Source organism: Bradyrhizobium sp., from assembly GCF_035935975.1.
In the GTDB taxonomy this organism is placed as follows: Bacteria; Pseudomonadota; Alphaproteobacteria; order Rhizobiales; family Xanthobacteraceae; genus Bradyrhizobium.
Genome location: NZ_DASYWN010000024.1, coordinates 271,799 through 295,069, shown reverse-complemented (window position 1 = coordinate 295,069; position 23,271 = coordinate 271,799). Strand labels below are relative to the sequence as shown.

The window sequence follows — 23,271 nt, the reverse complement described above, 5'->3', positions numbered from 1 at the left end:
GCATTAACTCCGTTTGTTGCTAATCGATGTCTGCGCGGGGCCCGCATGGTAGGTACCGGGTTAAAGAAGGTGAATGTTTCATTAGCGGGTCGGGATCCGTGCTTCATTACCAACCAGGCGCAGAACTGGGCGATGCCGCGAAGCTGCCGTCGGCCGCGGCGGCCCACGCAGCGCCGGACGGCGGTCGGGCGAAGCGGCATGTGCTTCTCATCCAGACCCAGGCCGAGAATGCAGGCGCGCAGGAGATCTCCCGGCTGCTCGGTGCCGGCCTGCGAGCACGTGGCTATCGCGTCACCAACCTGTTCTTCTTCCGCAAGTCGGAGTCCTTCGACGAGCCGCCGGATACGCTCTATTGCGCATCGCGCCGGCCGGGAAATCCGCTGGCACTGCTGCGCATGCTGTGGACGCTCGGCCGCCAGATCAGGACCATCAAGCCCGACGCGGTTCTGACGTTCCAGCATTTCGGCAACGTGATCGGCGCAGGCGTGTCTCGCCTCGTCAGCCGCGCGCCCGTCGTCGCCAATCAGGTCTCTTCCGCGCTGTCGATGAGCTGGCCGGTCCGCACCGCCGACATCGTCATGGGCAGCCTCGGCTTCTTCGACCGCATCACGCTCAATTCGAAGGACATGGAGCGCGAATATTCGCGCTACCCCGCGGCCTACCGCTCGCGCATGATGCATGTCCCGCACGGCTTCGACGACAAGGCCCTCACCCTGTCGAAGCAGGCCGCGCGGCAGACATTCAACCTGCCGCCGGACTGCGTCCTGCTTGGCTGCGCCGCAAGGCTGCATCCGCACAAGCGGCTCGATCTCGCGATCCGCCTGTTGCCGGATCAACCATCCTGGCATCTCGCATTGGCCGGCCAGGGCGCCGACGAGGCCCGGCTGAGGCAGCTCGCAAATGAATTGAAAGTATCGGACCGGCTGTATCTGCTCGGCGAAATCCCGCCGCGGCGGATGGCGGACTTTCTCGCCTGTCTCGACCTGTTCGTATTTCCGACCCAGGCCGAAACCTTTGGTCTCGCAGCAGTGGAGGCCGCAAATGCGGGCGTTCCCTCTGTCGTCACCGATCTTCCGGTGCTGCGCGAGGTGTTGTCCTTCGAAGGTAAGCCGACTGCCCTCTTCGTCGACGCCGCCGACCACGCAAAGCTGTCGGCGGCCGTCTCCCAACTCCTGACCGACCAGGCGCTGAGCGACGAGCTGCGACAAAACGCCAAAGGCCTGAGGTTGCGGTATTCGGTAGACGCGATGGTGGAGGAATACGTTCGAATTCTCGGCCAAGTCATTTGACCTGATAATCTGAAATAGATTGGCTCGACATGATCATCGAGTTTCGCTGTGAACGTGACTATGCGCGGCATTGGATGGACCGCGAGACGCTGTCGGTCGACGGCCGGGACGTTCCGGTGCAGATCGCATGGACGACGACGGCGGAGCCGCGGCCCGCGGGTCTCGACGCGCTGTTCGGGCTCGAACGCGTGGTGTTGCGCAGGGGCGCACCCGGCGGCGCCGACAGGCTAGAGGCCGTTCCGGAACGGACGCAGGCGCGCACCGGCGCGGCCGATGTGATCGTCGATTTCACCGGCGCGGCGCGGGATCCCGACTGTCCGGCTTCAATGTATCTCCGCCCGCTGTTCAATGGCGCCGCCGGCGAGAACGCCGCGCTCGCCGCCATTCTCGCCGGCGACCTGCCGGTGATCGAGATCGTCAACGAGATCGACGGCGCGGTGCTCGATCGCGGCCACCCGTCCGCAGAGATTGCAGCGGGCCTCAGCGGCGCGCTCGAAACGGTCATGGCGCGAACCTTGACCATGGTGGCGGCTATCGTGTCGGGCCGGCCGCGCCTTGTGCCGCAGCTCGCGCGGCCCGCCGTCGACGCCGGCCGCCGCGGAGCTGCCGGCTACGTCGTGCGCGGCCTTGCCGTGTCGATCGCCAAGGAGATCTATCGCCTCTGCTGCTATGCCCCGCATTGGCATGTCGGCTGGCGGTTCAACGACAATGCCGGCGTGTGGCAGACCGGCGATCTCTCCGGGCCGGGCTGGAACGTGCTCGGCGATCCCGGAAACCATTTCTACGCCGATCCCTTCCCGATCACGTGGCGGGGACGGACATTTGTATTCTTCGAGGATCTCGATCACCGCGTCGGCAAAGGGATCATCTCGGCGATCGAGTTCGGCGACACCGGACCGATCGGACAAGTCATCCCCGTGCTGGAAGAGCCCTGGCACCTCTCCTATCCGTTCCTGATCGAGGACGACGGCGAGTTGTGGATGATCCCGGAGAGCTCGCTCCACGGCGACGTCGCCCTCTACAAATGCGTTCGCTTCCCGGACAAATGGGAACGGCACGCGACGCTGCTGTCGGGCCTCGAGCTCGCCGACGCCACGATCACACGGCACAACGGCCTGCACTATCTGTTCGGCGCCTGGCGCGACGGCACCGGCGGCTATTCGGACTCGCTTGCGATCTACTACGCCGATCATCTGCTCGGCCCCTGGCGGCCCCATGCCAGCAACCCGGTCATGATCGATCGCGCGAGCACGCGACCGGCGGGGAATTTCGTCACCATCAACGGCAGACTGTGGCGACCGGTGCAGGACTGCGCCGCTGGATATGGTGCGGCGCTTGGCCTTGCTGAAGTCGTCGAGCTGACGCCGACGACGTTCAGGCAAATCGTCCGCCACTCGCTCAAGCCCGGTCCGGCATGGCCCGGCCGGAAGCTGCACACGCTGAATCGCTGCGGCCGGCTCGAGGTGATCGACGGATCGCGCGTTCAGCCAAAGACGAGCGCCTTCGCGCGCCAGCTCCCGTCGGCGGTTCTGCCGCCGCGTCCCCGTCCTTCCACCGCCTGCTGAAGCGAGGCCCGCGAGCGACGCATTGCTCGCCTGAGCACGAGCGATGTTCAACTCGAACAGGATTCGTGGCAAAGAGGAGCGAGCGACGCCGCCGCGCGGGAGACTCTCCATGGCAAACGACACCAGCTCGATACACCGGCCCTTCGACCCACGCAGCAAATGGGCCGAACTGTCCCCGGCGGAACGCAGCGCCGCGTATGACAACAACGCGGCCGTCAAGAACAGCCCGGCGCTGATCGCCGAGCGCAACGAAGCCTCGGCGCGGCTGCGCAGCACGCGGAAGTCCCATCTTGACTTGCCTTACGGTCCGCGCGCGAACAACAAGATCGATCTCTATCCGGCCGCCAAACCCGATGCACCCTGCCTGGTGTTCATTCACGGCGGCTATTGGCAGCGCAATTCCCGCGAGCTGTTCGCCATGCTGGTCGAAGGCGTCGCGGCACACGGCTGGTCGGTCGCCCTTCCCGGCTATTCGCTGGCGCCCGAAGTATCCCTCACTGACATCGTCGCCGAGATCCCGCGCGCGCTCGACTGGCTCGCCGCGCACGGCGCAGACTATGGCGTGACCGGACCGGTCGTTCTGTCCGGATGGTCCGCCGGCGCCCATCTCGTTGCGATGACGCTGGACCATCCGCGCGTCCATGCCGGGCTCGCGATATCGGGCGTCTACGAACTCGCGCCGATCCGCGATACCGGCCTCAACACCGCGCTGAAGCTGACCGATGCGGAGATCGCCACACTCTCGCCGCTTCGCCTGCCGGTGACGCAGAAGCGGCTCGACATCGCCTATGGCACCAACGAGCTGCCGGCGCTCGTCTGCGATTCAATCGCTCTCCACGACAAGCGCGTGGCCGCGAACGCGCCCGGCAAGCTCATCCCGGTCGACGGCGCCGACCATTTCACCATTCTCGAGACATTACGGCGCCCGGACGGCGTCCTGGTCGAGGCCGCAAGGCGGCTGCTTGACTAAAAAACTTTGAAAACAACCCCATGCACAGTAGAACGGCGTTGTTTTCAAAGGCGAAATTTTCACCGCAGGTGACTTTGACTCGTCGGGCAAAACAGGAGCATGATGTCATCATCGCCCCGGCCGGCGCTCCTGCACCTCGACCCAGATTTTCTCGCCCGCGACGCGCACCGGGTAGAGCCGTAGCGGTGGGCTCGGCCAGCCCGCAGTGATCGCTCCATCGCACAGATCGAATGATGCTGCATGGCGCGGGCAAAAGAGCCGACCCGCAGCTACACGTCCCAGACCAAGATCCGCCTGCTCGTGAGGACAGGCGCGCTCGCAGGCGACGACATCGCCGTCGTTCCAGATCACGAGCAAATCGCGCCCGGCAACGCGGACGATCGTCTCTGCCTTCAGCCGGTCGAGATCGCAGACAGCGGTCCATCCCTCGTCCGGACCGGCGCCGGCGTCACCCACCGAGATAGGCCTTCCGCACATGCTCGTTCTCGATCAGCTCGGAGCCGGCGCCCGACAGCACGATGCGGCCGCTCTCGAGCAGATAGGCGTAGTCGCACATCTCGAGCGCGGCGAACGCGTTCTGCTCGACCAGCAGCACCGTGGTGCCGGCGTCGCGGATGCCGCGGATGATCGCAAAGGTGCGCTCGACGATGTTGGGCGCAAGCCCGAGCGAGGGCTCGTCGAACATCACCAGCCGCGGCCGCGACATCAGCGCGCGCCCGATTGCGAGCATCTGCTGCTCGCCGCCCGACAGCGTGCCCGCCGCCTGCTTGCGCCGTTCCGCAAGCCGCGGAAATTCGGCGTAGATGCGATCGCGATCGGCCGCGATCTCGCCTGAACCACGACGGAGGTAAGCCCCCATGTCGAGATTTTCCTCGACGCTCATGTGCGGAAACACCCGCCGCCCTTCCGGGCAATGCGCGATGCCGCTGGCCAGCACGCGCGGCGGCCTCGCACCGGTGATGTCGATGCCTTCGAACCGCATCTGCCCGGATCGCGGCGGCACGAGGCCGGAAATCGCACGCAGCGTCGTGCTCTTGCCGGCGCCATTGGCGCCGATCAGCGCGACGAGCTGCCCGGCCTTCACGTCGAGCGAGATACCGCGCAGCGCGGTGACGCCGCCATAGCTACAGACCATGTCGCGGATCTCAAGCACGCGCGGCTCCATGTCCGAGATAGGCCTCGATCACGGCCGGATCGTTGCGGATCACGTCCGGCGTCCCCTCGGCGATGATGCGGCCGTAGTTGAGCACCACGATGCGGTCCGAGACCGTCATCACCATCGGCATGTCATGCTCGACCAGCAGAATCGTGATGCCGCGGTCGCGAACACTGCGGATCAGTTCGACGAAGCGGTGCGTCTCCGAGGCGTTCATGCCCGAGACCGGCTCGTCCAGCAGCAGCATCGAGGGTTCCGCCGCAAGCGCCAGTGCGACGCCGACGAGGCGCTGCTCGCCGTAGGAGAGCGAACCCGCCGCATCATGTGCGCGGCGTTCGAGCCCGACCCATTCGATCAGCTCGCTCGCCTTCGCCCGCAGCTTGCGCTCCGAGGCACGCGCGCCGGGCAGGCCGAGAATGGCGTCGAGCAGCCGGACCCTGCCCTGACGATGCAGGCCGATCAGGAGATTGTCGTAGACGGTGTCGTTGGGAAACACGCTGGTGCGCTGGAAGGTACGGATCAGGCCGAGATCGGCGATCTCGTGCGGCTTCAATCCGGTGAGCGTCGTGCCCTGATAGGTGACGCGGCCCGCACTCGGCGTCAGGAAGCCGGTCATGACGTTGAAGGCCGTGGTCTTGCCGGCCCCGTTCGGCCCGATCAGGCTGACGATCTCGCCCTCGCCGACGGTAAAGCTCATGTCGGAGATCGCAACCAGCCCGCCGAAGCGGACGGCGACCTGCTCGATCGTCATGGCTACGCTGCGCGCCGTCATCACGCCGGCTCCTTGGCGCCGGTATCACTGAGCGCGACCGGCGCCAGCGCCGCCGTCCCGCTCCGCCGCCTGGCGAAGCGCAATGCGAGCGAGGGCACGATGCCGCGCGGCAACACGAACAGGATCGCCATCAGCACGCCGCCATAGGCGATCCATTGCGCTTCCGGCGCCATTACCGGACGCAGCGCGACCGGCAGCAGACCGAAGATCAGGCCGCCGACGACGGGGCCTGCCAGCGAGCCCTTGCCGCCGCTGATGACCATGATCACCATGGTGACGGTGTTGATGAAGGCGAACACCTCTGGATCGATGATCCGGATGTAGTGCGCATAGAGGCTGCCGGCGGCCCCCGCGATCGCGGCCGAGATCACCGCGGCCAGCGTCAGCGTCCTGGTCACGTCGATGCCGACTGAGACCGCCAGCGTCTCGTTCTCCATCAGCCCGCGCATGGCGCGGCCGAAATGGGAATGAACGAGCCGCGCGATCAGGAGATAGGCGATCAGCGCCACCACCAGCACGAGATAGTAGTTCTGCATCTTGGTGCGTAGCGTCAGCTCGCCGAAGCCGGGCAAAGGCAGCGCGATGGAGGGAATGTTGGTCAGCGCCAGCGGGCCCTGCGTCAGCTCGACCCAGTTCAGCGCGACGAGCCGCACCACCTCGGCAAAGGAGATCGTCACGATGACGAAATAGGCCCCACGGACCCGGAACGACAACAGCCCGACGAAATAGCCGCAGAGTCCTGCGACGATGATCGCGAGCACGAGGCCTGCGATCGGCGGCCAGGGTGCGTGGACCAGACGGATGTCTCCGGGCAGGCCGATGTCGAAGCCGAGCGACGTCAGCGCGCTGACATAGGCACCGATGCCGAAGAAGGCGATGTGGCCGAGGCTGAGCTGGCCCGTGAAGCCGAGCAGCAGATTGAGGCTCATCGCGCCGATCACGAAGATGCCGGTCGTGATCAGCGCGTTGAGGAGATAGGGATCGCGCAGCCAGAGCGGCACCGAGGCCAGCGCCGCGACCGCGAGAATGGTGACGACTGTTCTCATCCGACCCGCTCCGCGCGCGCGAACAGGCCGGTCGGCCGGAAGATCAAAACCGCGATGATGATCAAAAAGCCCATCGCATCCCGATAGCCCGACGAGATGTAACCGGCGCCGAGCTCCTCGGCGAGCGCCAGGATGAAGCCGCCGATCACCGCACCCGTGATGTTGCCGAGACCACCGAGGATGACGATGGCAAAGGCCTTGACGGCGGCGAGATCACCCATCTGCGGGAAGATGACGTAGACCGGCCCGAGCAGAGCCCCGGCGGCGGCAGCAAGGCTCGAGCCGATCGCGAAGGTCGAGGTGTAGATCATGTCGACATTGACGCCCATCAGCGAGGCCGTGTCGTGGTCCTGGAACGTCGCCCGCATCGCGCGGCCGAGACTGGTCTTGTTGATCAGCAGATACGTCACCAGGATCAGCAAGGCTGCGGCGGCGAGAACGAACAGGCGCAGCCAGGAGACCGACACCGGCCCGAGCACCAGCGGCGCTTCCGGGAACGGCGAGGCCACCGATTTGGCGACACCGCCCCAGATCCACAGCGTGCCCGACTGCATCGCGATCCAGGCGCCGATCATGACCAGCATCGTGATGTCGATGTCGGAGCCGCGTAGCGGCCGCAGCAATGTCAGCTCGATCGCCGCCCCGAGCAGCCATCCGGCCAGCACCGCCACGGGCAAGGCCAGGAAGAAGTTCAGCCCGAGCTGCTGCACCACGATGAACATGATGTAGGCGCCGAACGTGTACAGCACGCCGTGGGTGAAGTTCACGACGTTCATGATGCCGAAGATCAGCGTCAGCCCAATGCCCAGCAGCGCATAGGTGCCGCCGAGCACGAGCATGTTGACCAGATGCTGGAGAAACTCGCTCAAGACCGTTCCCGATGAACCAATAATGCGGCGAGAGCGGCGGTATGCCGCCCTCGCCTCTGATCAAGCGATTCTAGAGCGTCTTCATCCCGACCTTGCCGTCGTTGATCTCGATGAGATAGACGTTCGGCTGGCTCTGTCCGCTCTCCTTGCCCTCGGGGCCGGACTTGCGGAACACGATGTCGCCGTTCAGTCCCTTAATATTGATCTCCCAGAGCGCCGCCTTGATCGCGGCCGGCTCGGCCTTGCCAGCCTTCTCGATCGCGGCCGCCGCGGTGCGGATGCCGTCATAGCCGCGGAAGCTCTCGGTGCAGCCGGCGAAGTCGAAGCCGCGCTTCTTCCACTCCGTGATGAAGTAGTTGGTCGCCTCCGGGTTCGGCGTCTTGTCCGGGAACCAGGGCAGGAAGGTCGTCAGATGCATGGTGCCGTTGGCGGCAGCGCCCGCCTGGGCGATGATCTGGTCCGGGTTCTGCGAACCGCCGGTGGTGATGATGCGCTTCTTCAGGCCGAGCGCAGCCGCCTGCTTGAAGATCAGGGTGAGCTGGTCGACGGCGGTGGTGACGATGACAGTCTCGGAATCCGAGCTCTTGATCTTGGAGAGCTGCGCGCTCATGTCCTGCGCGCCCTGGTCCATGGTTTCGACGAGGCCGATGGTGATGCCCTTGTCCTTCATCATCTTGCTGAAGTCCTCGGCGGTGCCGCGGCCCCAGTCGTTGTTGATGACGAGGAAGTCGACCTTCTTCAGCGCGAGCTTGTCGACGATGCCCTTGAACGCCGCGGCCTCGACCGCCGAGGGCGGCGAGATGCGGAAGATGAAGGGATTGCCCGTCGTCGTGATCTTGCCGGAGGACGAGGTCTCCACCACCATCGGCGTCTCGTACTCCATCAGCTTCGGCATCACCGCGAGCGTCAGGCTCGAGCCCCAGGCGCCCATCAGCACCGGCACCTTGTCGCTGGTGATGAGCTTTTCGGCGACGGCAGCGGCTTCCGTCGGGTTGCTCTTGTTGTCCTCGATGACGAGCTCGATCTTCTTGCCGAGGATGCCGCCCTTGGCATTGATCTCGTCGGCGGCGATCTTGGCGCCGTTGACGACATAGGTGCCGGACGCCGCGAACGCGCCGGTGAGCGGCTCGTTGACGCCGATCTTGATGGTCTGCGCCCCCGCTGCGCCGCCTAACAAGGCCGTCGCCAGCGCGATGGCCGGAACCAGTCCGAGTGCTCGTGTCATGTTGTCTCTCCAAATCCCACGCTGTTGATGTCCAGGGCAGTCCAGGCTTCGTCACTCTGCGGCGCCGGCGCGCCAATCATCCCGCGTCACCTTTTCCGGTGAAGACGCGGCCAAACATGCGCGCAAGGCGGGCGCGCAAGACGTCCGATGCGATCGACCAGAAGCTGAGCTCCGTAGCGGCCGCCTGCGCCGACGTCGCGCCGGACATGTGGCGGTCGAGATTTGCCGCAAACTCGGCAACGAGGCGCTTGGCGAGATCGCGCACGAGGCCCGGCCGGCCGACCTGGGCCAGCATTCCCGTGAGCGTGTAGCCGATCGAAAGTTCGACGGCGGTCGCCGCGCCGCCTTCGCGCGGAAGCAGGCGATAGCGGATCTCGCCTTGCGTCGCCGAATGGCTGCGCTGGTCGGCGCCGATGCCGACAATGCGACCGGACAGCGTTGCTGGATCGCGCTCGACGCGCGCGGCGCCCTCGAAGGCCGCCGCGATCGGTCCAAGCCTGACACGGATCGAGCCTTCCACGCGCTCGGGCCTTGGCGGCGCGCTCAGCGATACGCCGGGCAGGCAGGCCGCGATGGCAGCGATGTCATCGAACATCGCGAACACTTTTGCGGGTGCATACGGCAGCGTGAAGCGCTGGTCGAGCACGGTCGCCGGGGTGAAGTCCGGAATGCGGACCGGAGCGGCACTCTCAGATGCCGGCGCCGCCACCTGCCGCGCAGATAATGCCTCTCCGCCCGACGTGGCGTGCCCGGATCCGGCGGGGCCGAGACTGGTGCGGCCGCCATCGGCCTGCGGCGCGATGTTGCGTGCGCGCCGGGCTTCGATCACGGACTGCACCGCCCGCACGATGCCGACATAGCCGGTGCAGCGGCAAAGATTGCCGCTGAGGCCGACGCGAATACGCCGCTCGTCGGCGTCGGGCAGACGCAGCACGAGATCGCGCGCCGACACCAGCATGCCCGGCGTGCAATAGCCGCATTGCAGGGCATGCTCGCGGGTGAAGGCCGCGCGCAGCTCGGTCGTGACCTCGTCCTCGTCGAGGCCTTCGATCGTGGTGACATCGGCGCCCGCGCAAGCCACCGCATAGGTGATGCAGGAGCGCGCCGGAACTCCGTCGAGCAGCACGGTGCAGGCGCCGCAGACGCCGTGCTCGCAGCCGAGATGGGTGCCGGTCAGATCGAGCCTGTCACGAACGAAATCGGCAAGGCTGGTGCGCGGCTCGGCCGACAGCTCGACCGCGCGGCGATTGACGTTGAGCGCGATCGTGGTCATGCCGTGGCCTCCACGACGGCGCGCTTCAACACACTGACATGGATATGGCGCTGCGCGGCATCGTCGATGCCGGCCCTGGCGAGAATCGCGTCGGCGACGCGGACGTCGAAGCGCTGCTTGTAGTCGGCGGCAATCTTCCCGCCGAACAGCTCGGCGGCATCGGTCACGACGATCGGCGTCGTATCGATCGCCCCGATCACGACGCGCGCGGAGGCTACGGCCGGATCGACCAGCACGGCGCCGATGGCATGGGCAAACTCGCCGGTCTTGCGGCAGCTCTTGGCATAACCCCAATGCGCCGAGGCCGAGCGAGACGGGACGTGGATCGCCTCGACGATCTCGCCTGCGTGCAACGCCGATTCAAGGGCGCCGACGACGAAGGCCTCGACGGCCATCATGCGCGCACCGGCAAGACTGCGCAGCGTCACCCGCGCGCCGAGGGCGGCGAGTGCCGAAATCCAGTCCGCGGCGGGATCGGCATGGCTGAGCGAGCCGCCGATGGTGCCGCGGTTGCGCACCGCGCGATAGGCGATGTTGGCGGCGACGCCGCGCATGGCGCCGCGGGTCACGTCGGCCGTGCGTCCGTCTTCGATGTCGGCATGGGTGACGAGAGCACCGAGTACGAGTTCACTGCCAGACATCTCGGCTCGCTTGAGCTCGGCAAGGCCGGAGATGTCGACCACCAGCTCCGGCTGCACCAGCCGCAGATTGAGCATCGGCCCGAGCGACTGGCCGCCGGCGATGATCTTTGCCGATCCGCCGCTGGCCGCGAGCATCGACAGCGCCGTGTCGAGATCGCACGGTCGTTCATAGCTGAAGGGCGCCGGCTTCATGCCACGCTCCTCTCAGTGGCGCGCGCCGCGAGCACGGCTTCGACGACACGGTACGGCGTGATCGGCGACTGCATCAGCTCGACGCCGAGCGGGCGCAAGGCATCGTTGACGGCGTTGGCGATCGCGGCCGGCGGCGCGATCGCCCCGCCCTCGCCGATGCCCTTGACGCCGAACTGCGTATAGGGCGACGACGTCTCCATGTGATCGAGGCGCGCGGCCGGAACTTCAGTCGGTCCCGGCAACAGATAGTCGGCAAGCGTCGTCGCCAGCGGCTGGCCGGAGGCGTCGAACGGCATCTCCTCGTAGAGCGCGGTGCCGATGCCCTGCGCGAGGCCGCCATAGATCTGGCCGTCAACGACGAGCGGATTGACCAGCACGCCGCCGTCCTCGACGATCACGTAGTCGAGGATCTCGACCTCGCCGAGATCAGGGTCGACCGCGACGACCGCGGCATGCGCGGCGTAGCTGAAGGTGCCGCTGTCGCGCACGGGCTTGTAGCCTTGCGTCACTTCCAGCCCGCCGGGATCGACGTCGGCCGGCAGATCCTGCGGACGGCGGTACCAGGTGTGGGCGATCGCCTTCAGGCTGACGCTGCCATTGACGCCGCGCACCTCGCCGTTCTGCAGCACCACCGAGGCCGGATCGTGCTGCAGCAGTTTTGCACCGATGCGCCTTGCCCGTTCGCCGAGCTCGCGGCAGGCGGTCGCCACCGCGCCGCCGGCCATCACCATCGAGCGCGAGCCCCACGTGCCGGTGGAATACGGCGTCATCGCGGTGTCGCCGAGGATGATGCGGATCTTGGCGATGTCGATGCCGAGCATCTCGTGCGCGACCTGGGCGAGCGTGGTCTCCATGCCCTGCCCGTGCGAATGCACGCCGACGCGCAGCTCGAGGCCGCCATCCGGCGTCAGTCGGGCCGATGCCTGCTCGTGGCCCGGCACCATCGGGATGCCCCAGCCGGAATAGACCGAGGTGCCGTGCGCGGCCTGCTCGCAATAGATGGAGACGCCGACACCGATGCGGCGGCCATCGGCCTCGCCCTGGCTCTGCCGGGCGCGAATGGACTCGATACCGATCGCGGCAAGCGCGCGGCGCATCGCTTCCGGATAATCGCCGCTGTCGAAATGCTTCTTGGTGATGTTGTCGAACGGCATCTGCTCCGGCAGCACCAGATTGCGCAGCCGCACTTCGCCGGGCTCGAGCCCGGCTTCGGCCGCCACGAGATCGAGCATCAGTTCCAGCGCAAAACAGACGCCGGTGCGCGCCACGCCGCGATACGGCAGGATCGGGCATTTGTTGGTGGCGACCGAAAAGGTGCGGCAGCGATAGGCCGGCATCTTGTAGGGGCCGGGCAGGATGCTCGCGACCTGCGCGGCCTCGAGGCAGGCCGAGAACGGATAAGACGAGTAGGCGCCGGAATCCACCGTCGCCTCGCAATCGATGCCGCGCAGCGTGCCGTCGCGGTCGGCATAGACCGTGATCTTGTAATGATGCTCGCGGCAATTCGAGCTGGCGACGAGATGCTCGCGGCGGTCCTCGGTCCAGCGCACGGGATGGCCGCAGCGCATGGTCAGCCAGGACAGACAGACCTCCTCGGGCAGCAGGATGCCCTTGTGGCCAAAGCCGCCGCCGACATCGGGCGAGATGACGCGGATCTGGCCCTCCTCCATGCCGAGGCACTCGGCGAGGCCGCTGCGCGTGATGTGCGGCATCTGCGCCGCCGAATGCAGCGTGAGCTGGTCGAGCCGAGGATCGAAGGTCGCGACCACGCCGCGGCCTTCCAGCGGCGACATGCATTGCCGCGCGGTCGAGATCTCGCGCGTCACCTTGATCGGGGCATCGAGCGCGGCGGAGATGTCGACCTCGTAATTGGTCTCGAGGAAGACGTTGTCGCCCCAATGCTCGTGCACCAGCGCCGAGCCGGGGTCGCGCGCCTTCAGCATGTCGTAGATCGCCGGCAGCTCTTCGAGGTCGAGCGTCACCGCGGCCGCGATGTCTTCCGCTTCGGCGCGCGTCGGCGCGAGGCACATCGCGACGAGCTCGCCGACCTGGCGCACTTTTCCGGTGGCCAGCACCGGCTGCTCCGAGATCTTGAAGCCGGGAAGACCCGACACCGCACGGATCGGCTTGATGCCGACGAGGTCGGCTGCCGTGAACACGCTGCCGCGATAGCGTTCGGGCACGTGGATGCCGCGAATGCGGGCATGGGCCATCGGGCTGCGCACAAAGGCGACGTCCTGAAGGCCCGCGAGCCTGATGTCCGCAACGTACTGGCCGCGGCCGCGCATCAGGCGATCGTCCTCCTTCCGCGGCAGGCGCGCACCGACGCCCTGCCCGGACTTGCCAGAAGGAAATTCCCGCTCGTTGCGCACGAAGGCGTCCTCCTTCACCGCCTGGCCTTACGCCGCGACGGCCTGCGGCAGGATCGGCGCGACCGCGTCGAAGCGCGTGCCGGCGCGCAGGCAGAAGGCCGGCTGCAGCAGGCGCTCGGCGATCACCTCGTTCTTCTCATTGTCCTTGAGGACGAAGCGGCCGTTCTGCTCCGTGAGCACGGAGACGTCGGCGTCCATGCCGACCTTGAGCGCGCCGATCTCGGCGCTGCGGCCGAGCATCTTTGCGGGATTGGCGGTGACCATCGGCACCACCTGCTCCAGCGACAGGCCGAGCGCCATCATCGAGCTCATCGCCTGCACCAGGCTGAACTTGGCCTGGCCGGCAAACGGATGGTTCTCGTCGTCCTCGTGCTGGTCGGGCGTTCCGGCCGGTGCAGGCACATGGGTGTTGTAGCCGTGAATGTCGGCGCCGAGCGTGTTCGGAATGATGCCGGCGGCGATCGCCTTCTTGGCGAGCCGGTAGGAGAAGTGGCTGCCGTGGCCGACATCGACCTTCAGGCCGCGATCGAGCGCGGCCTGGATCACCGGATGCACCTCGCCCTCGCGATTGACGAAGCCGCCGGGATGGCGCGTGAACGGATGGGCGAGAATGTCGCCCTCGCGCAAGAGCGGAATCACGCGCGTGAGAATCGTGTCGGCATCCTCGCCATTGGCGCCGCTCTCGGGCAGACCCCAGAGCTGGCCGAAATGCACATAGACCGGAAGATCGGCGCGCTTGCCGATCTCCGCCGCCATCTCGATGACGCGGATGCCCCAGCGCGCAAAGCCGCCGATCTCGGCATGGGCCTTGATGCCGCGCACGAGGTCGAGATTGGCCGTCGCCGACTTCACGGTCGCGTCGATATCGACGCCATCGGGGCTGTAGAGCTGCGGATAGAAGTGCCCTTCGAGGCCACCGACGAGGTAGGCCGACAGGAACGCGTAGACGCGCGAGGCCGAGGGCTCGGCGATGAAATGACGAAAGCCGGGCAGCGTCATGCAGGACGGGCCGCCCTGGTCGACCAGCGTCGTCACACCCGACTGCACGCCGACCATGTCGGGGTTCATGCCGAAGCGGCCGGAGACATATTGATAGACATGGGCATGGGTGTCGATCAGCCCGGGCAGCACCAGCTTGCCGCTGACGTCGACGACCTCCTTCGCGCTGGTCGGCAGGATGTCGGCCGCGACCGCCGCGATCTTGCCGCCGCGAATGGCGACGTCCCTGATGCCGTCCACGCCCGAGGCCGGGCAGATCACGCGACCACCTCGCAGCAGAAGGTCGAAGCTGGCAGTAACGGACATGGTGCTCTCCTCGGTCCCGCGCGGGCGGTTGTCCCGCCCCGGATTACGAAGCATGCTTCGCATTTGAATACGAAGTATGCTTCGTATTTTGACAAAAGCAAGCATCGTGCCATGATCAGGCGGTGGCCGCCGCGCTCGAATCGAGCTAAGCGCGGCGGGGGTTCGGGTTGGGAGAGCGTGCATTGCGGCAAGCACAGAAGCGGCGCAGCGGGGGCAAGCACAGGCCCTGGCCCTTGTCGCAACGCCCCGGCTATCTGATCCGGCGGCTGCACCAGATTCACGTCGCGCTGTTTCAGGATGCCTGCGGCGAGTTCGAGGTCACGCCGCTGCAATACAGCCTGCTCTCGGCGCTGGCGGTGCGCAAAACCGCCGATCAGACCACTTTGGCGGCCGATATCGCCCTCGATCGGACCACGACGACCGGCGCGTTGAAGCGGCTCGCCGCGCGGAACCTGGTCGAGCGCGCCGTCAACAAGGACGATCGCCGCGCGCGATCGTGCCGCCTGACACCCGCCGGTGCTGCCCTTCTGGTCAAGATCGAGGGCGCCGCGAGGCGCGCGCATCGTGCAACGCTCGGCGATCTCAACGAGCGCGAACAGGCACTGTTCATCGAGATGATGCAGCGCATCGTGGCCGGCAATCCCAGTCGCGACAGCGCCACTGCCCTATTCGACTAGAAGAGATTGCTGCCGTTTTGAGTTGGGCTGCTTAATTTATCATCGTACCGCTGCCCGGCCGTGCAACCTCCTCCGCCTCGCGGCGACAGGCCCGAACCAAGCAACGCTTCCGCAAACGTGCAGCGGCGAGCCGGCGTGAGAAGTCGCGCGCACACTTGAAAACGCAACAGCAATCGGCGCGAGCGACGCTGCACCCGACGTCCACGCGCGCCCCTGCTCCGGCCGCTCCACAACCCATGGCACGATTTATGCTGCGATGATGCGAAGCGTGCTTCGTATTTGGGGGATGTCATGACGGATTCCGAACTTCGCGCTGATATTCACAGCATCGAGCCAATTCCCGATGCGGACCGGGACTCCACCGGCCCGCAGCAGATGTGGATCTGGGCCGGCGCCAACATCGCACCGGTCAACTGGGCGCTCGGCGCGCTCGGCATCATTCTCAAGCTCGGCCTGATGGAGACGATCGCGGTCATCGTGCTCGGCAACATCGTGGGCTGCGCGATCTTCGCGACCTTCACGGTGATGGGACACAAGACCGGCGTCAACCAGATGGTGCTGAGCCGCTCCGCCTTCGGCGTCCGCGGCGCCTACCTGCCCAGCATTTTGATGTTCCTGATGACGCTGGGCTGGATCGGGGTGAACACCTACTTCCCGGTCAAGGTGTCGATGGGCATCCTCGGCCAGTTCGGCGTTCCCGACACCTGGTTCATCGAGATCGTCGTCATCACGCTGGTGATGGTGGTGCAGGTGCTGATCGGCGTCTACGGCTTCTACGCGATCCGCACCTTCGAGAAATACACGGTGCCGCCGACCATCGCGATCATGGTGCTGATGAGCGTGCTGGCGTGGACGCGCCCCGGCGTCGTCAACTGGGGCCTCACGACCTCGCTGCCGCCAAGCGCGCACATGGCGATGCTGACGCTGCTGATGACCGCGATCGGCGTCGGCTGGGGCATCTCCTGGGTCACGTGGGCGTCCGACTATTCGCGCTTCGTGCCGAGAAGCGTGCCGTCGAAATCCGTATTCTGGTACAGCTATGTCGGCATGTTCGTGCCGACGGTCTGGCTCGGCATCCTCGGCGCGACCATCGCCTCGACGACACTGGACACCGACCCTGCAAAAATGGTCAGCGCGGTGTTCGGCGGGCCGGTCAGCATCCTCGTGCTGCTGATGGTGCTGCACGGCCCGATCGCCACCAACATCCTCAACGTCTACTCGGCGACGCTGGCGGCGCTGAGCGCGGGGCTGAAGATTCCGCGCTTCTGGCTCACGGTCATCGTCGGCATCGCCGGCTATCTGGTCACGCTCTACTTCATCTTCGCGCCGTCCTTTGCGAAGGCGTTCGACAACTGGATGATCAGCCTGCTGCTGTGGATGAGCCCATGGGCCGGCGTGGTGCTCGCGGACTTCTTCATCAAGCGCAAGGGCAAGATCGAGGTCGCCGAGCTCTATCGCTCGCCAGAGACCAGCGCCTATGGCGACATCAACTGGGCCGGCATGATCGCGTTCTTCGCGGGCCTCGTCTCCGGGTGGCTGGTCGAGGACGGCCTCGTCGGCGCGCTGCAGGGGCCGATCTCGACCAATCTGCTCGGCGGCGCCGATCTGAGCTGGCTGTTCGGCATCGGGGTCTCGGCCCTTGTCTACCTTGCACTGGGCAAGTTCGCGACGTCGCCCTCCTCGATCGTCGCGAGCAGCGCAGGCCGGTAGCGCACGGTCATGGACCACGTGCTGCGATCCACACCCGGGAACGTCCAATGGGGACTCTGGGATGGACGATTGAAACCCGTGCTCCGGATCGCATCCGGAGACCGGGTGACCATCGAGACGCTCTCGGGCGAGCCGGACGATCTGCCCGATCCCGCGCTCGGCTATGACAGCGTCCCCGGACATGCGGAGGTGCTGGCAAGCACTTTTCGCGGTCCGGGGCCGCACCTTCTCACCGGGCCGATCCACATCGAGGGCACTGAGCCCCGCGATGTCCTCGAGGTGCGAGTCCTCGACATTGCGCTGCGCTGCAATTGGGGCTGGAATATCCAGGTCCCGACGCTCGGCACGCTGCCGGAGGATTTCCCGGAATTCCGCCGCATCCACATTCCGCTGGACCGCGCGCGCAACGTCGCGACACTTCCCTGGGGGCAGGAGCTGCCGCTCGCGCCCTTCTTCGGCAATTTCGGCGTAGCGCCGCCGCCGGCCTGGGGCCGGCTGTCATCGAAGGAGCCGCGCGCCTTCGGCGGCAACATGGACAACAAGGAGCTCGGCGTCGGCAGCACGCTCTATTTTCCGGTGTTCGTGCCGGGCGCGCTGTTCTCCGCCGGCGACGGCCATGCGCTGCAGGGCGACGGCGAGGTCTGCCTGACCGCGATCGAGGCCGCGCTCACCGGCACTTTCGAATTCCACATCCGCCGCGATCTCCGCCTCACCTCGCCGCGCGCCGAGACCGCGTCGGACTGGATCACCATGGGCTTCGACGAAGATCTCGACGACGCAGCCAAGGCGGCGCTGCGCGACATGATCGCGCTGATCCGCGAAAAAACCGGCCTCAGCGCGCAGGACGCCTATACGCTCTGCTCGATCGCCGCCGACCTGCGCGTCACGCAGCTCGTCGACGGCAACAAGGGCATTCACTGCGTGCTGGCCAAATCCCGCATGCCGCTGTCAGGCGGAAGCTGAGCGAGCCCACGCGTTCGGCCCGGTTCGTCTCGCACAACGCGCGCGACAAATTCAATGCTCGGCGCAGTTGCTGATAACATTACTCATGATACATTTCTTTAATCTGAATGTTAACTACGATCGCTAGAGACCCGCCTACTCTCACAACTCCGACCGAGTAGGATTGGGCTTCTTCTATGAGCAATGACGACATCGACCGCGCTGGAAACGATCGTTCCGGCGGCAACAACTCCATGCGCCAAATGATCGATCGCCGCGCGGTGCTTCAGGGCGCCGCCAGCCTCTCCGTGCTGGCGCTCGGCGCGGGCGCGGCCAAGGCGCAGACCACTCCTCCGTCATTGAACAGCTTCACGATCGCGGTGCTGCCCGACACGCAGTTCTATTCGCGCTATGCGACGACCGACGAGAGCCAGCAGTTTCAGAAGGCCTATGGCTCGACGCCTTACGACGCGCAGACCCAGTGGATCGCTGACAACGCCGCGAAATACGGCATTCGCTTCGTCATCCATCTCGGCGACGTCGTCGACCAGCAGAACAAGCCGAATCAGTGGATCATCGCCGACGCCGCGATGAAGAAGCTGGAAGATGCCAAGGTCCCCTATTCGATCCTCGCCGGCAACCACGACGTCATCACCGACTACGACTACCACAATCCCTGGGATCAGAACTCGGGCACCGACGCCCAGCGCACGCTCAATTCCGAACCCTATCTGAAGTGGTTCCCGTCGAGCCGCGCGGCGCAGCAGTCCACGTTCCGCGAGCGCGACAGCAGCGGCTTCCACGAATATCACATCTTCCAGGCGAACGGCGTGAAGTTCATGGTGCTCTCGCTGTCCTGGCGCATCTCGGACGGCGCGATCGCCTGGGCCCGCGACGTGATCGATCGCAACCCGGCGCTGCCGGTCATTCTGTCGAATCATCAGTTGCTCAATATCGACAGCGACGGCCTGTCGCCGCTGGAGACCGACTACGGCAAGATGCTGTGGGAAAATCTGATCCGCGACAAGGATCAGATATTCATGACGCTGAACGGCCACTACCACGGTGCGGCGCATCTGTCGAAGACCAACAATTTCGGCAACCCGGTCCACCAGATGGTGGTCGACTACCAGATGGACTATCAGGGCGGCAACGCCATGATGCGGCTCTACGAAGTGGACTTCACCAACAACAAGATCGACGTGATGTCGTTCTCGCCCTGGGTGGTGCAGAAGCCCAAGAACACGCTCAACCAGTTCGATCACGCCGAGCTGACGGCGCCGAACAACAGCTTCTCGATCCCGATCAACTTCAAGAACCGCTTCGCCCGCTTCACGCGTTTCAGCCCGAGCAAGACGCTGACGGGACCAGCGATCATTCCGGCCGTGCGCACCGACCTGCTCGCCGGCTACGTCGAGCCGCCGACGCCGGAAGTCGCGCTGCCCGCGGACACCGAGGACTATCCGCACGTCGCCGACACCGTGGCGCATTGGCGCGCGCCCGCCTCGCTCGTCGACGGTCAGGCCGTGCCGATCGGCGGCGCCCTGCCGGACGTCGCCGGCGGCAACGATCTGATGCGTGCGGCGCTGGTCGCATCCGCGCAGCTTGGCGACGTCGTGTGGAGCACGGACAAGCATCGCTTGTCGTCCGCCGCGGGCAGCGTGGTGTTTCTCAACACCGACAACACGGTCGGTCGCCTCAACGCCTTCCTGACGGCGTCAGCCGCCTCGCTCAACGGCCGCAGCTTCTGGAACGGCTACACGGTCGAGGCCTTCGTGAAGATCCCGGCCGGCTGGACCGCGAACCTGCACAAATGGGGCAACATCCTCGGTCGCGTCGGCAATCGCGGCAACGTTCCCGGCGGCTATCAGGGCGGCGATCCCGAGGCGTCGAGCGTGCTGTTCGCGATCTCGAACCTACGCGAAGTGCAGTGGGAAGTGGTGCCGGCGTCGGTCTCGCACTACGCGCAGACCAACTGGTCCGGCGAGATCATTCGCGACAGCTGGTATCACATCGCAATCGTCAACGATCCGGCGACCCTCACCACCACCATGTACATCGACGGTGCACCGGTGCTGCGCAACGTCGGCAATGCGGCGATCGGCATGCGCTCGCAGAGCACGCCGCAGCCGTGGATCCTCGGGGCCGGCTGGTGGAATGGCGTTCTGTCCGACGGCTTCTTCGGCGCGGTCGGAGAGATTCGCATGGTCTACCGTCCGATCGGTCGCGACCAATGGCTGACCGCACGCCGGAGCTGATCTGACCGCGCTTTAGATTATCGTTTGAGCATGATCTTTTCGGAAAACCGCTTCGCACTTTTCCGGATCATGCTCGAGCGGCGCGATCACCGACACAGACAATGTGGAGCTCGTTGCGACGAGCTCCACGATCTTCTGCTGCATTCGCTGCGACAGCGATCGCGCCCTGTCCGGGCGTTGCTGCGCAACGCCTGCACGCAGATTGCTGCAATCCACACCGGCGCCGCGTCATTCACACAATACATAACATATCATCAAATATGTGATATATTGCGATGCAATACGAGCGCTCTCGCAACTTATTGCCGTCAACCGGCGGACGATGTCCGCAGTCGGCACAGTCTGAATGAAAGCGATCCAGAACTATGGCTGCTCCCGTTGTAAAAGTCGGCTCCGAATTCTCCGTCAACACCAATACGTCCGGCAGCCAGGAGGCGCCTGCAGTCACCGGGCTCGCCAATGGCGGCTTCGTGGTCACGTGGGACGACACCAGCGGCACGCTGGGCGATGCCAGCGGCACCGGCATCAAGGCGCAGATCTACGCCGCCGACGGCAGCAAGGTCGGTTCGGAATTCCGCGTCAACACCGAGAGCGCCGACGACCAGCTCGCGCCCGTGATCACCGGCCTTTCCAATGGCGGCTTCGTCGTCACCTGGTTCGACAACAGCCAGACGCTCGGCGACAGCGAGGGCACCAGCATCAAGTCGCAGGTGTTCTCGGCAAACGGCACGCCGGTCGGATCGGAAACTCTCGTCAACAGCGCGACGTCCTATTCGCAGTTCGCGCCGACAGTCACGGGTCTTGCCAATGGCGGCTTCGCCATCACCTGGACCGACGACAGCGGCGAAGGCGGCGACGACGACGGCACCAGCATCAAGGCGCAGCTGTTCGCGGCCGACGGCAGCAAGATCGGCTCCGAATTCCTCGTGAACACCGAGACCAGCGGCAGCCAGGACAACGCGACCATCACGGGCCTCGCCAATGGCGGCTTCGTCGTGACCTGGGAAGATCTCAGCGGAACGCTCGGCGATGACGATGCGACCAGCGTCAAGGCGCAGATCTTTGCTGCCGACGGCAGCAAGGTCGGCGGCGAATTCCTGGTCAACACCGCAACCAGCTCCGACCAGCTCAAGCCGACCATCTCGGCGCTGCCCAATGGCGGCTTCGTCGTGACCTGGTACGATTTCAGCCAGGCCGGCGGCGACAGCAGCGGCAGCGCCATCAAGGCGCAGATCTATGCGGCCGATGGCAGCAAGGTCGGCGGCGAATTCCTGGTCAACACCACGACGGTGAACTCCCAGTTCACACCGACGGTGACCGCGCTCAGCAACGGCGACTTCGCCATTGCCTGGCAGGACTGGAGCGGCACCGGCGGAGATGCCAGCGGCAGCAGCATCAAGCTCCAGGTGTTCACTGCGGATGGGCGCAAGGTCGGGGCTGAATTGCTGGTCAACACCAGCACGACGTCCAATCAGCTGCATCCCTCGATCGCCGCCTATGCCGACGGTCGCTTCGTCGTTACCTGGCAGGACGCCAACGGCACCGACGTCAAGGCGCAAATGTTCTCGGTCGATACCGTGAAGCCGGTGCCGGTGCTGACGGGCGTGTCGTCCACCAGCCCGTGGATTGCGGGGCTCTCCGGTTCGGTCGACCTCGACGCCGCCGGCCAGACCCTCACGCTGCGCGACGGCACGTCGCAAAACAGCGGCTGGAGCACGACTGTGACCGTCGGCGGCAACGGCGCCTGGAACGCCGATCTGTCCTGGGATCAGTTCAACACCGCCATCGATCTCGTCGCCACCGACGCGGCCGGCAACACCGGTGTGTCGCACTACGTGTACGGCACTGCGAGCGACCGGACCTTCGGCGCCGGCAGCCATCAATATATCTACGGAACGGCGACCGGCTACGTCCTCGGCAGCGGCGCGGAGCAGCACATTTATGCGGGTGGAACGGCGGTCGGCACGACCCTGAACGTCGGCAGCATGCAGATCAACTGGGGCACCGAGCACGGCACCGCCGTGGCTCTCGGTGCTTCGGAATATGTCTACGGCGTCGCCACCGGTTCGACGATCGCCGGCCGACAGGTGATCGAAGCCGGCGGCACCGCCAGCACGACGCTGATCGTCGCAGGCGGCGAGCAGGACATCTACGGCGGCGGCACGGCGACCGGCACCACCGTCCAGGGTGGGTTGCAGGACGTCTACGGCTCGGTCGACCAGACTGTGATCGGCAGCGGCGGCGTGCAGATGATCCATGGCACGGCTTCGCACACCACTGTCAATGATGGCGAGCAGCGCGTCTATGCGGGCGGAACTGCCATTGCCACCACGCTGAACGCCGGCAGCATGCAGGTCGACTGGGGTAACGCCAGCGGCACGACCATCAACGGCGGCGTTCAGTACGTCTGGGGCACGGCGAGCGAGACCACGATCGTCTCCGGGACGCAGTATGTCGGTGCCGGTGGCAACGCCAGCGACACCACCATCGGCGCACACGGTCTCGAATACGTCTACACCGGCGGCACACTCACCGACGTCACGTTCGGCGGGGACTCTGCGAAGCTGGTGCTCGAGCAGTCGTCGGCCTTCAGCGGGACGATCGCCGGCTGGCAGGATGGCGTGGAGCTCGATCTCGGTGACATCGCCTTCGGCGAAACCACCGCGCTTGCCTATGCCGCAAACGCCGAGAACACCGGCGGCACGCTGACGATCACCAACGGCACGCATACGGCCTCGCTGCACCTGCTCGGCCAATACAGCGCCGCAGACTTCGCGCTCGCCGCGGACGGCCATGGCGGCTCGGTCATCACCAATCCGGTGGATCAGCCGCAGGCCCAGCTTTCCATCTCGCACGCGGCGTAAGCCGCGGGCGAAGCCAGGAAGGCAAACAGGGCCGATCCGTTCCGGCAGACGGACGCAAAACCTGGAAGGGACTCGCCTCGTCGGCGAGCCCCTTCTGGATTCTCGCGCGGCCGGCTTGAAGGGGAGGCCGGCCGGAATGATGCAT

At 65.8% G+C, this 23,271-nt stretch carries 18 protein-coding genes; 8 read left to right on the top strand and 10 right to left on the bottom strand.

Features of this window, described 5'->3' with window-relative positions; genetic code table 11:
- Nucleotides 1–98: 98 nt before the first annotated feature.
- The 3 genes from VGR99_RS13035 (at nt 99) to VGR99_RS13025 (ending at nt 3,824) form a co-directional block, all read left to right on the top strand.
- The gene (locus tag VGR99_RS13035) at nt 99–1,289 is read left to right on the top strand and encodes a glycosyltransferase family 4 protein (protein WP_326898861.1); all 1,191 of its coding nucleotides are present in this window, start codon (nt 99–101) and stop codon (nt 1,287–1,289) included.
- 29 nt (nt 1,290–1,318) lie between these two features.
- On the top strand, nt 1,319–2,854 hold the full coding sequence (locus tag VGR99_RS13030; protein ID WP_326898771.1) for a glucosamine inositolphosphorylceramide transferase family protein: 1,536 nt from the start codon (nt 1,319–1,321) through the stop codon (nt 2,852–2,854).
- A gap of 109 nt (nt 2,855–2,963) precedes the next feature.
- Nucleotides 2,964–3,824 carry an alpha/beta hydrolase gene (locus VGR99_RS13025; protein WP_326898770.1) on the top strand — a complete coding sequence of 287 codons (861 nt, stop codon included), beginning with the start codon at nt 2,964–2,966 and terminating at the stop codon, nt 3,822–3,824.
- 108 nt (nt 3,825–3,932) lie between these two features.
- Here the strand turns inward: VGR99_RS13025 and VGR99_RS13020 are convergent, their stop codons facing one another.
- The 10 genes from VGR99_RS13020 to VGR99_RS12975 all read right to left on the bottom strand — a co-directional run bounded on the left by VGR99_RS13020 (nt 3,933) and on the right by VGR99_RS12975 (nt 14,675).
- Nucleotides 3,933–4,280 (bottom strand): Rieske (2Fe-2S) protein, encoded by a 348-nt coding sequence (locus tag VGR99_RS13020; RefSeq protein ID WP_326898769.1) that lies wholly within the window; start codon nt 4,278–4,280, stop codon nt 3,933–3,935.
- Nucleotides 4,273–4,977, bottom strand: a complete 705-nt coding sequence (locus VGR99_RS13015) for an ABC transporter ATP-binding protein (RefSeq protein ID WP_326898768.1) — start codon at nt 4,975–4,977, stop codon at nt 4,273–4,275. Before VGR99_RS13015 ends, VGR99_RS13020 begins: the two co-directional genes overlap by 8 nt.
- Nucleotides 4,970–5,752: an ABC transporter ATP-binding protein gene (locus VGR99_RS13010; protein WP_326898767.1), complete on the bottom strand. Its 783-nt coding sequence runs from the start codon at nt 5,750–5,752 to the stop codon at nt 4,970–4,972. The genes VGR99_RS13015 and VGR99_RS13010 overlap by 8 nt, the downstream gene beginning before the upstream one ends.
- Complete coding sequence (locus VGR99_RS13005; RefSeq protein ID WP_326898766.1) at nt 5,752–6,798, bottom strand: branched-chain amino acid ABC transporter permease; 1,047 nt, start codon at nt 6,796–6,798, stop codon at nt 5,752–5,754. The genes VGR99_RS13010 and VGR99_RS13005 overlap by 1 nt, the downstream gene beginning before the upstream one ends.
- A complete protein-coding gene (locus VGR99_RS13000; RefSeq protein ID WP_326898765.1) occupies nt 6,795–7,667 on the bottom strand; it encodes a branched-chain amino acid ABC transporter permease in 873 nt (290 codons plus the stop codon). The genes VGR99_RS13005 and VGR99_RS13000 overlap by 4 nt, the downstream gene beginning before the upstream one ends.
- Nucleotides 7,668–7,737: 70 nt before the next feature.
- On the bottom strand, nt 7,738–8,892 hold the full coding sequence (locus tag VGR99_RS12995; protein ID WP_326898764.1) for an ABC transporter substrate-binding protein: 1,155 nt from the start codon (nt 8,890–8,892) through the stop codon (nt 7,738–7,740).
- 76 nt (nt 8,893–8,968) lie between these two features.
- A complete protein-coding gene (locus VGR99_RS12990) occupies nt 8,969–10,165 on the bottom strand; it encodes a xanthine dehydrogenase family Fe-S subunit (protein ID WP_326898763.1) in 1,197 nt (398 codons plus the stop codon).
- Nucleotides 10,162–10,998 carry an FAD binding domain-containing protein gene (locus VGR99_RS12985; protein WP_326898762.1) on the bottom strand — a complete coding sequence of 279 codons (837 nt, stop codon included), beginning with the start codon at nt 10,996–10,998 and terminating at the stop codon, nt 10,162–10,164. The genes VGR99_RS12990 and VGR99_RS12985 overlap by 4 nt, the downstream gene beginning before the upstream one ends.
- Nucleotides 10,995–13,388 (bottom strand): xanthine dehydrogenase family protein molybdopterin-binding subunit, encoded by a 2,394-nt coding sequence (locus VGR99_RS12980; RefSeq protein WP_326898761.1) that lies wholly within the window; start codon nt 13,386–13,388, stop codon nt 10,995–10,997. Before VGR99_RS12980 ends, VGR99_RS12985 begins: the two co-directional genes overlap by 4 nt.
- A 9-nt stretch (nt 13,389–13,397) precedes the next feature.
- Nucleotides 13,398–14,675: an amidohydrolase/deacetylase family metallohydrolase gene (locus tag VGR99_RS12975; protein WP_326898760.1), complete on the bottom strand. Its 1,278-nt coding sequence runs from the start codon at nt 14,673–14,675 to the stop codon at nt 13,398–13,400.
- Nucleotides 14,676–14,908: 233 nt separating this feature from the next.
- Between VGR99_RS12975 and VGR99_RS12970 the strand changes: the two genes are divergently transcribed.
- From VGR99_RS12970 to VGR99_RS12950, 5 genes are all read left to right on the top strand, one after another.
- Entirely contained in the window at nt 14,909–15,352 is a 444-nt protein-coding gene (locus tag VGR99_RS12970; protein WP_326898759.1) for a MarR family winged helix-turn-helix transcriptional regulator, read from the top strand.
- Between the two features lie 291 nt (nt 15,353–15,643).
- Nucleotides 15,644–17,062: a cytosine permease gene (locus VGR99_RS12965; protein WP_326898758.1), complete on the top strand. Its 1,419-nt coding sequence runs from the start codon at nt 15,644–15,646 to the stop codon at nt 17,060–17,062.
- Nucleotides 17,063–17,071: 9 nt separating this feature from the next.
- Nucleotides 17,072–18,025, top strand: a complete 954-nt coding sequence (locus VGR99_RS12960; RefSeq protein WP_326898757.1) for an acetamidase/formamidase family protein — start codon at nt 17,072–17,074, stop codon at nt 18,023–18,025.
- Between the two features lie 176 nt (nt 18,026–18,201).
- Entirely contained in the window at nt 18,202–20,262 is a 2,061-nt protein-coding gene (locus VGR99_RS12955; protein WP_326898756.1) for a metallophosphoesterase, read from the top strand.
- Nucleotides 20,263–20,627: 365 nt separating this feature from the next.
- Nucleotides 20,628–23,126 carry a hypothetical protein gene (locus VGR99_RS12950; RefSeq protein ID WP_326898755.1) on the top strand — a complete coding sequence of 833 codons (2,499 nt, stop codon included), beginning with the start codon at nt 20,628–20,630 and terminating at the stop codon, nt 23,124–23,126.
- The last annotated feature ends 145 nt before the right edge of the window (nt 23,127–23,271 follow it).

Bases quoted from the DNA above. Each gene is read 5' to 3' on its own strand.
- VGR99_RS13030 (WP_326898771.1), top strand. From the start codon at position 1,319: ATGATCATCGAGTTTCGCTGTGAACGTGACTATGCGCGGCATTGGATG.
- VGR99_RS13025 (WP_326898770.1), top strand. From the start codon at position 2,964: ATGGCAAACGACACCAGCTCGATACACCGGCCCTTCGACCCACGCAGC.
- VGR99_RS13010 (WP_326898767.1), bottom strand. From the start codon at position 5,752: ATGACGGCGCGCAGCGTAGCCATGACGATCGAGCAGGTCGCCGTCCGC.
- VGR99_RS13005 (WP_326898766.1), bottom strand. From the start codon at position 6,798: ATGAGAACAGTCGTCACCATTCTCGCGGTCGCGGCGCTGGCCTCGGTG.
- VGR99_RS12995 (WP_326898764.1), bottom strand. From the start codon at position 8,892: ATGACACGAGCACTCGGACTGGTTCCGGCCATCGCGCTGGCGACGGCC.
- VGR99_RS12990 (WP_326898763.1), bottom strand. From the start codon at position 10,165: ATGACCACGATCGCGCTCAACGTCAATCGCCGCGCGGTCGAGCTGTCG.
- VGR99_RS12985 (WP_326898762.1), bottom strand. From the start codon at position 10,998: ATGAAGCCGGCGCCCTTCAGCTATGAACGACCGTGCGATCTCGACACG.
- VGR99_RS12975 (WP_326898760.1), bottom strand. From the start codon at position 14,675: ATGTCCGTTACTGCCAGCTTCGACCTTCTGCTGCGAGGTGGTCGCGTG.
- VGR99_RS12965 (WP_326898758.1), top strand. From the start codon at position 15,644: ATGACGGATTCCGAACTTCGCGCTGATATTCACAGCATCGAGCCAATT.
- VGR99_RS12960 (WP_326898757.1), top strand. From the start codon at position 17,072: ATGGACCACGTGCTGCGATCCACACCCGGGAACGTCCAATGGGGACTC.
- VGR99_RS12955 (WP_326898756.1), top strand. From the start codon at position 18,202: ATGAGCAATGACGACATCGACCGCGCTGGAAACGATCGTTCCGGCGGC.
- VGR99_RS12950 (WP_326898755.1), top strand. From the start codon at position 20,628: ATGGCTGCTCCCGTTGTAAAAGTCGGCTCCGAATTCTCCGTCAACACC.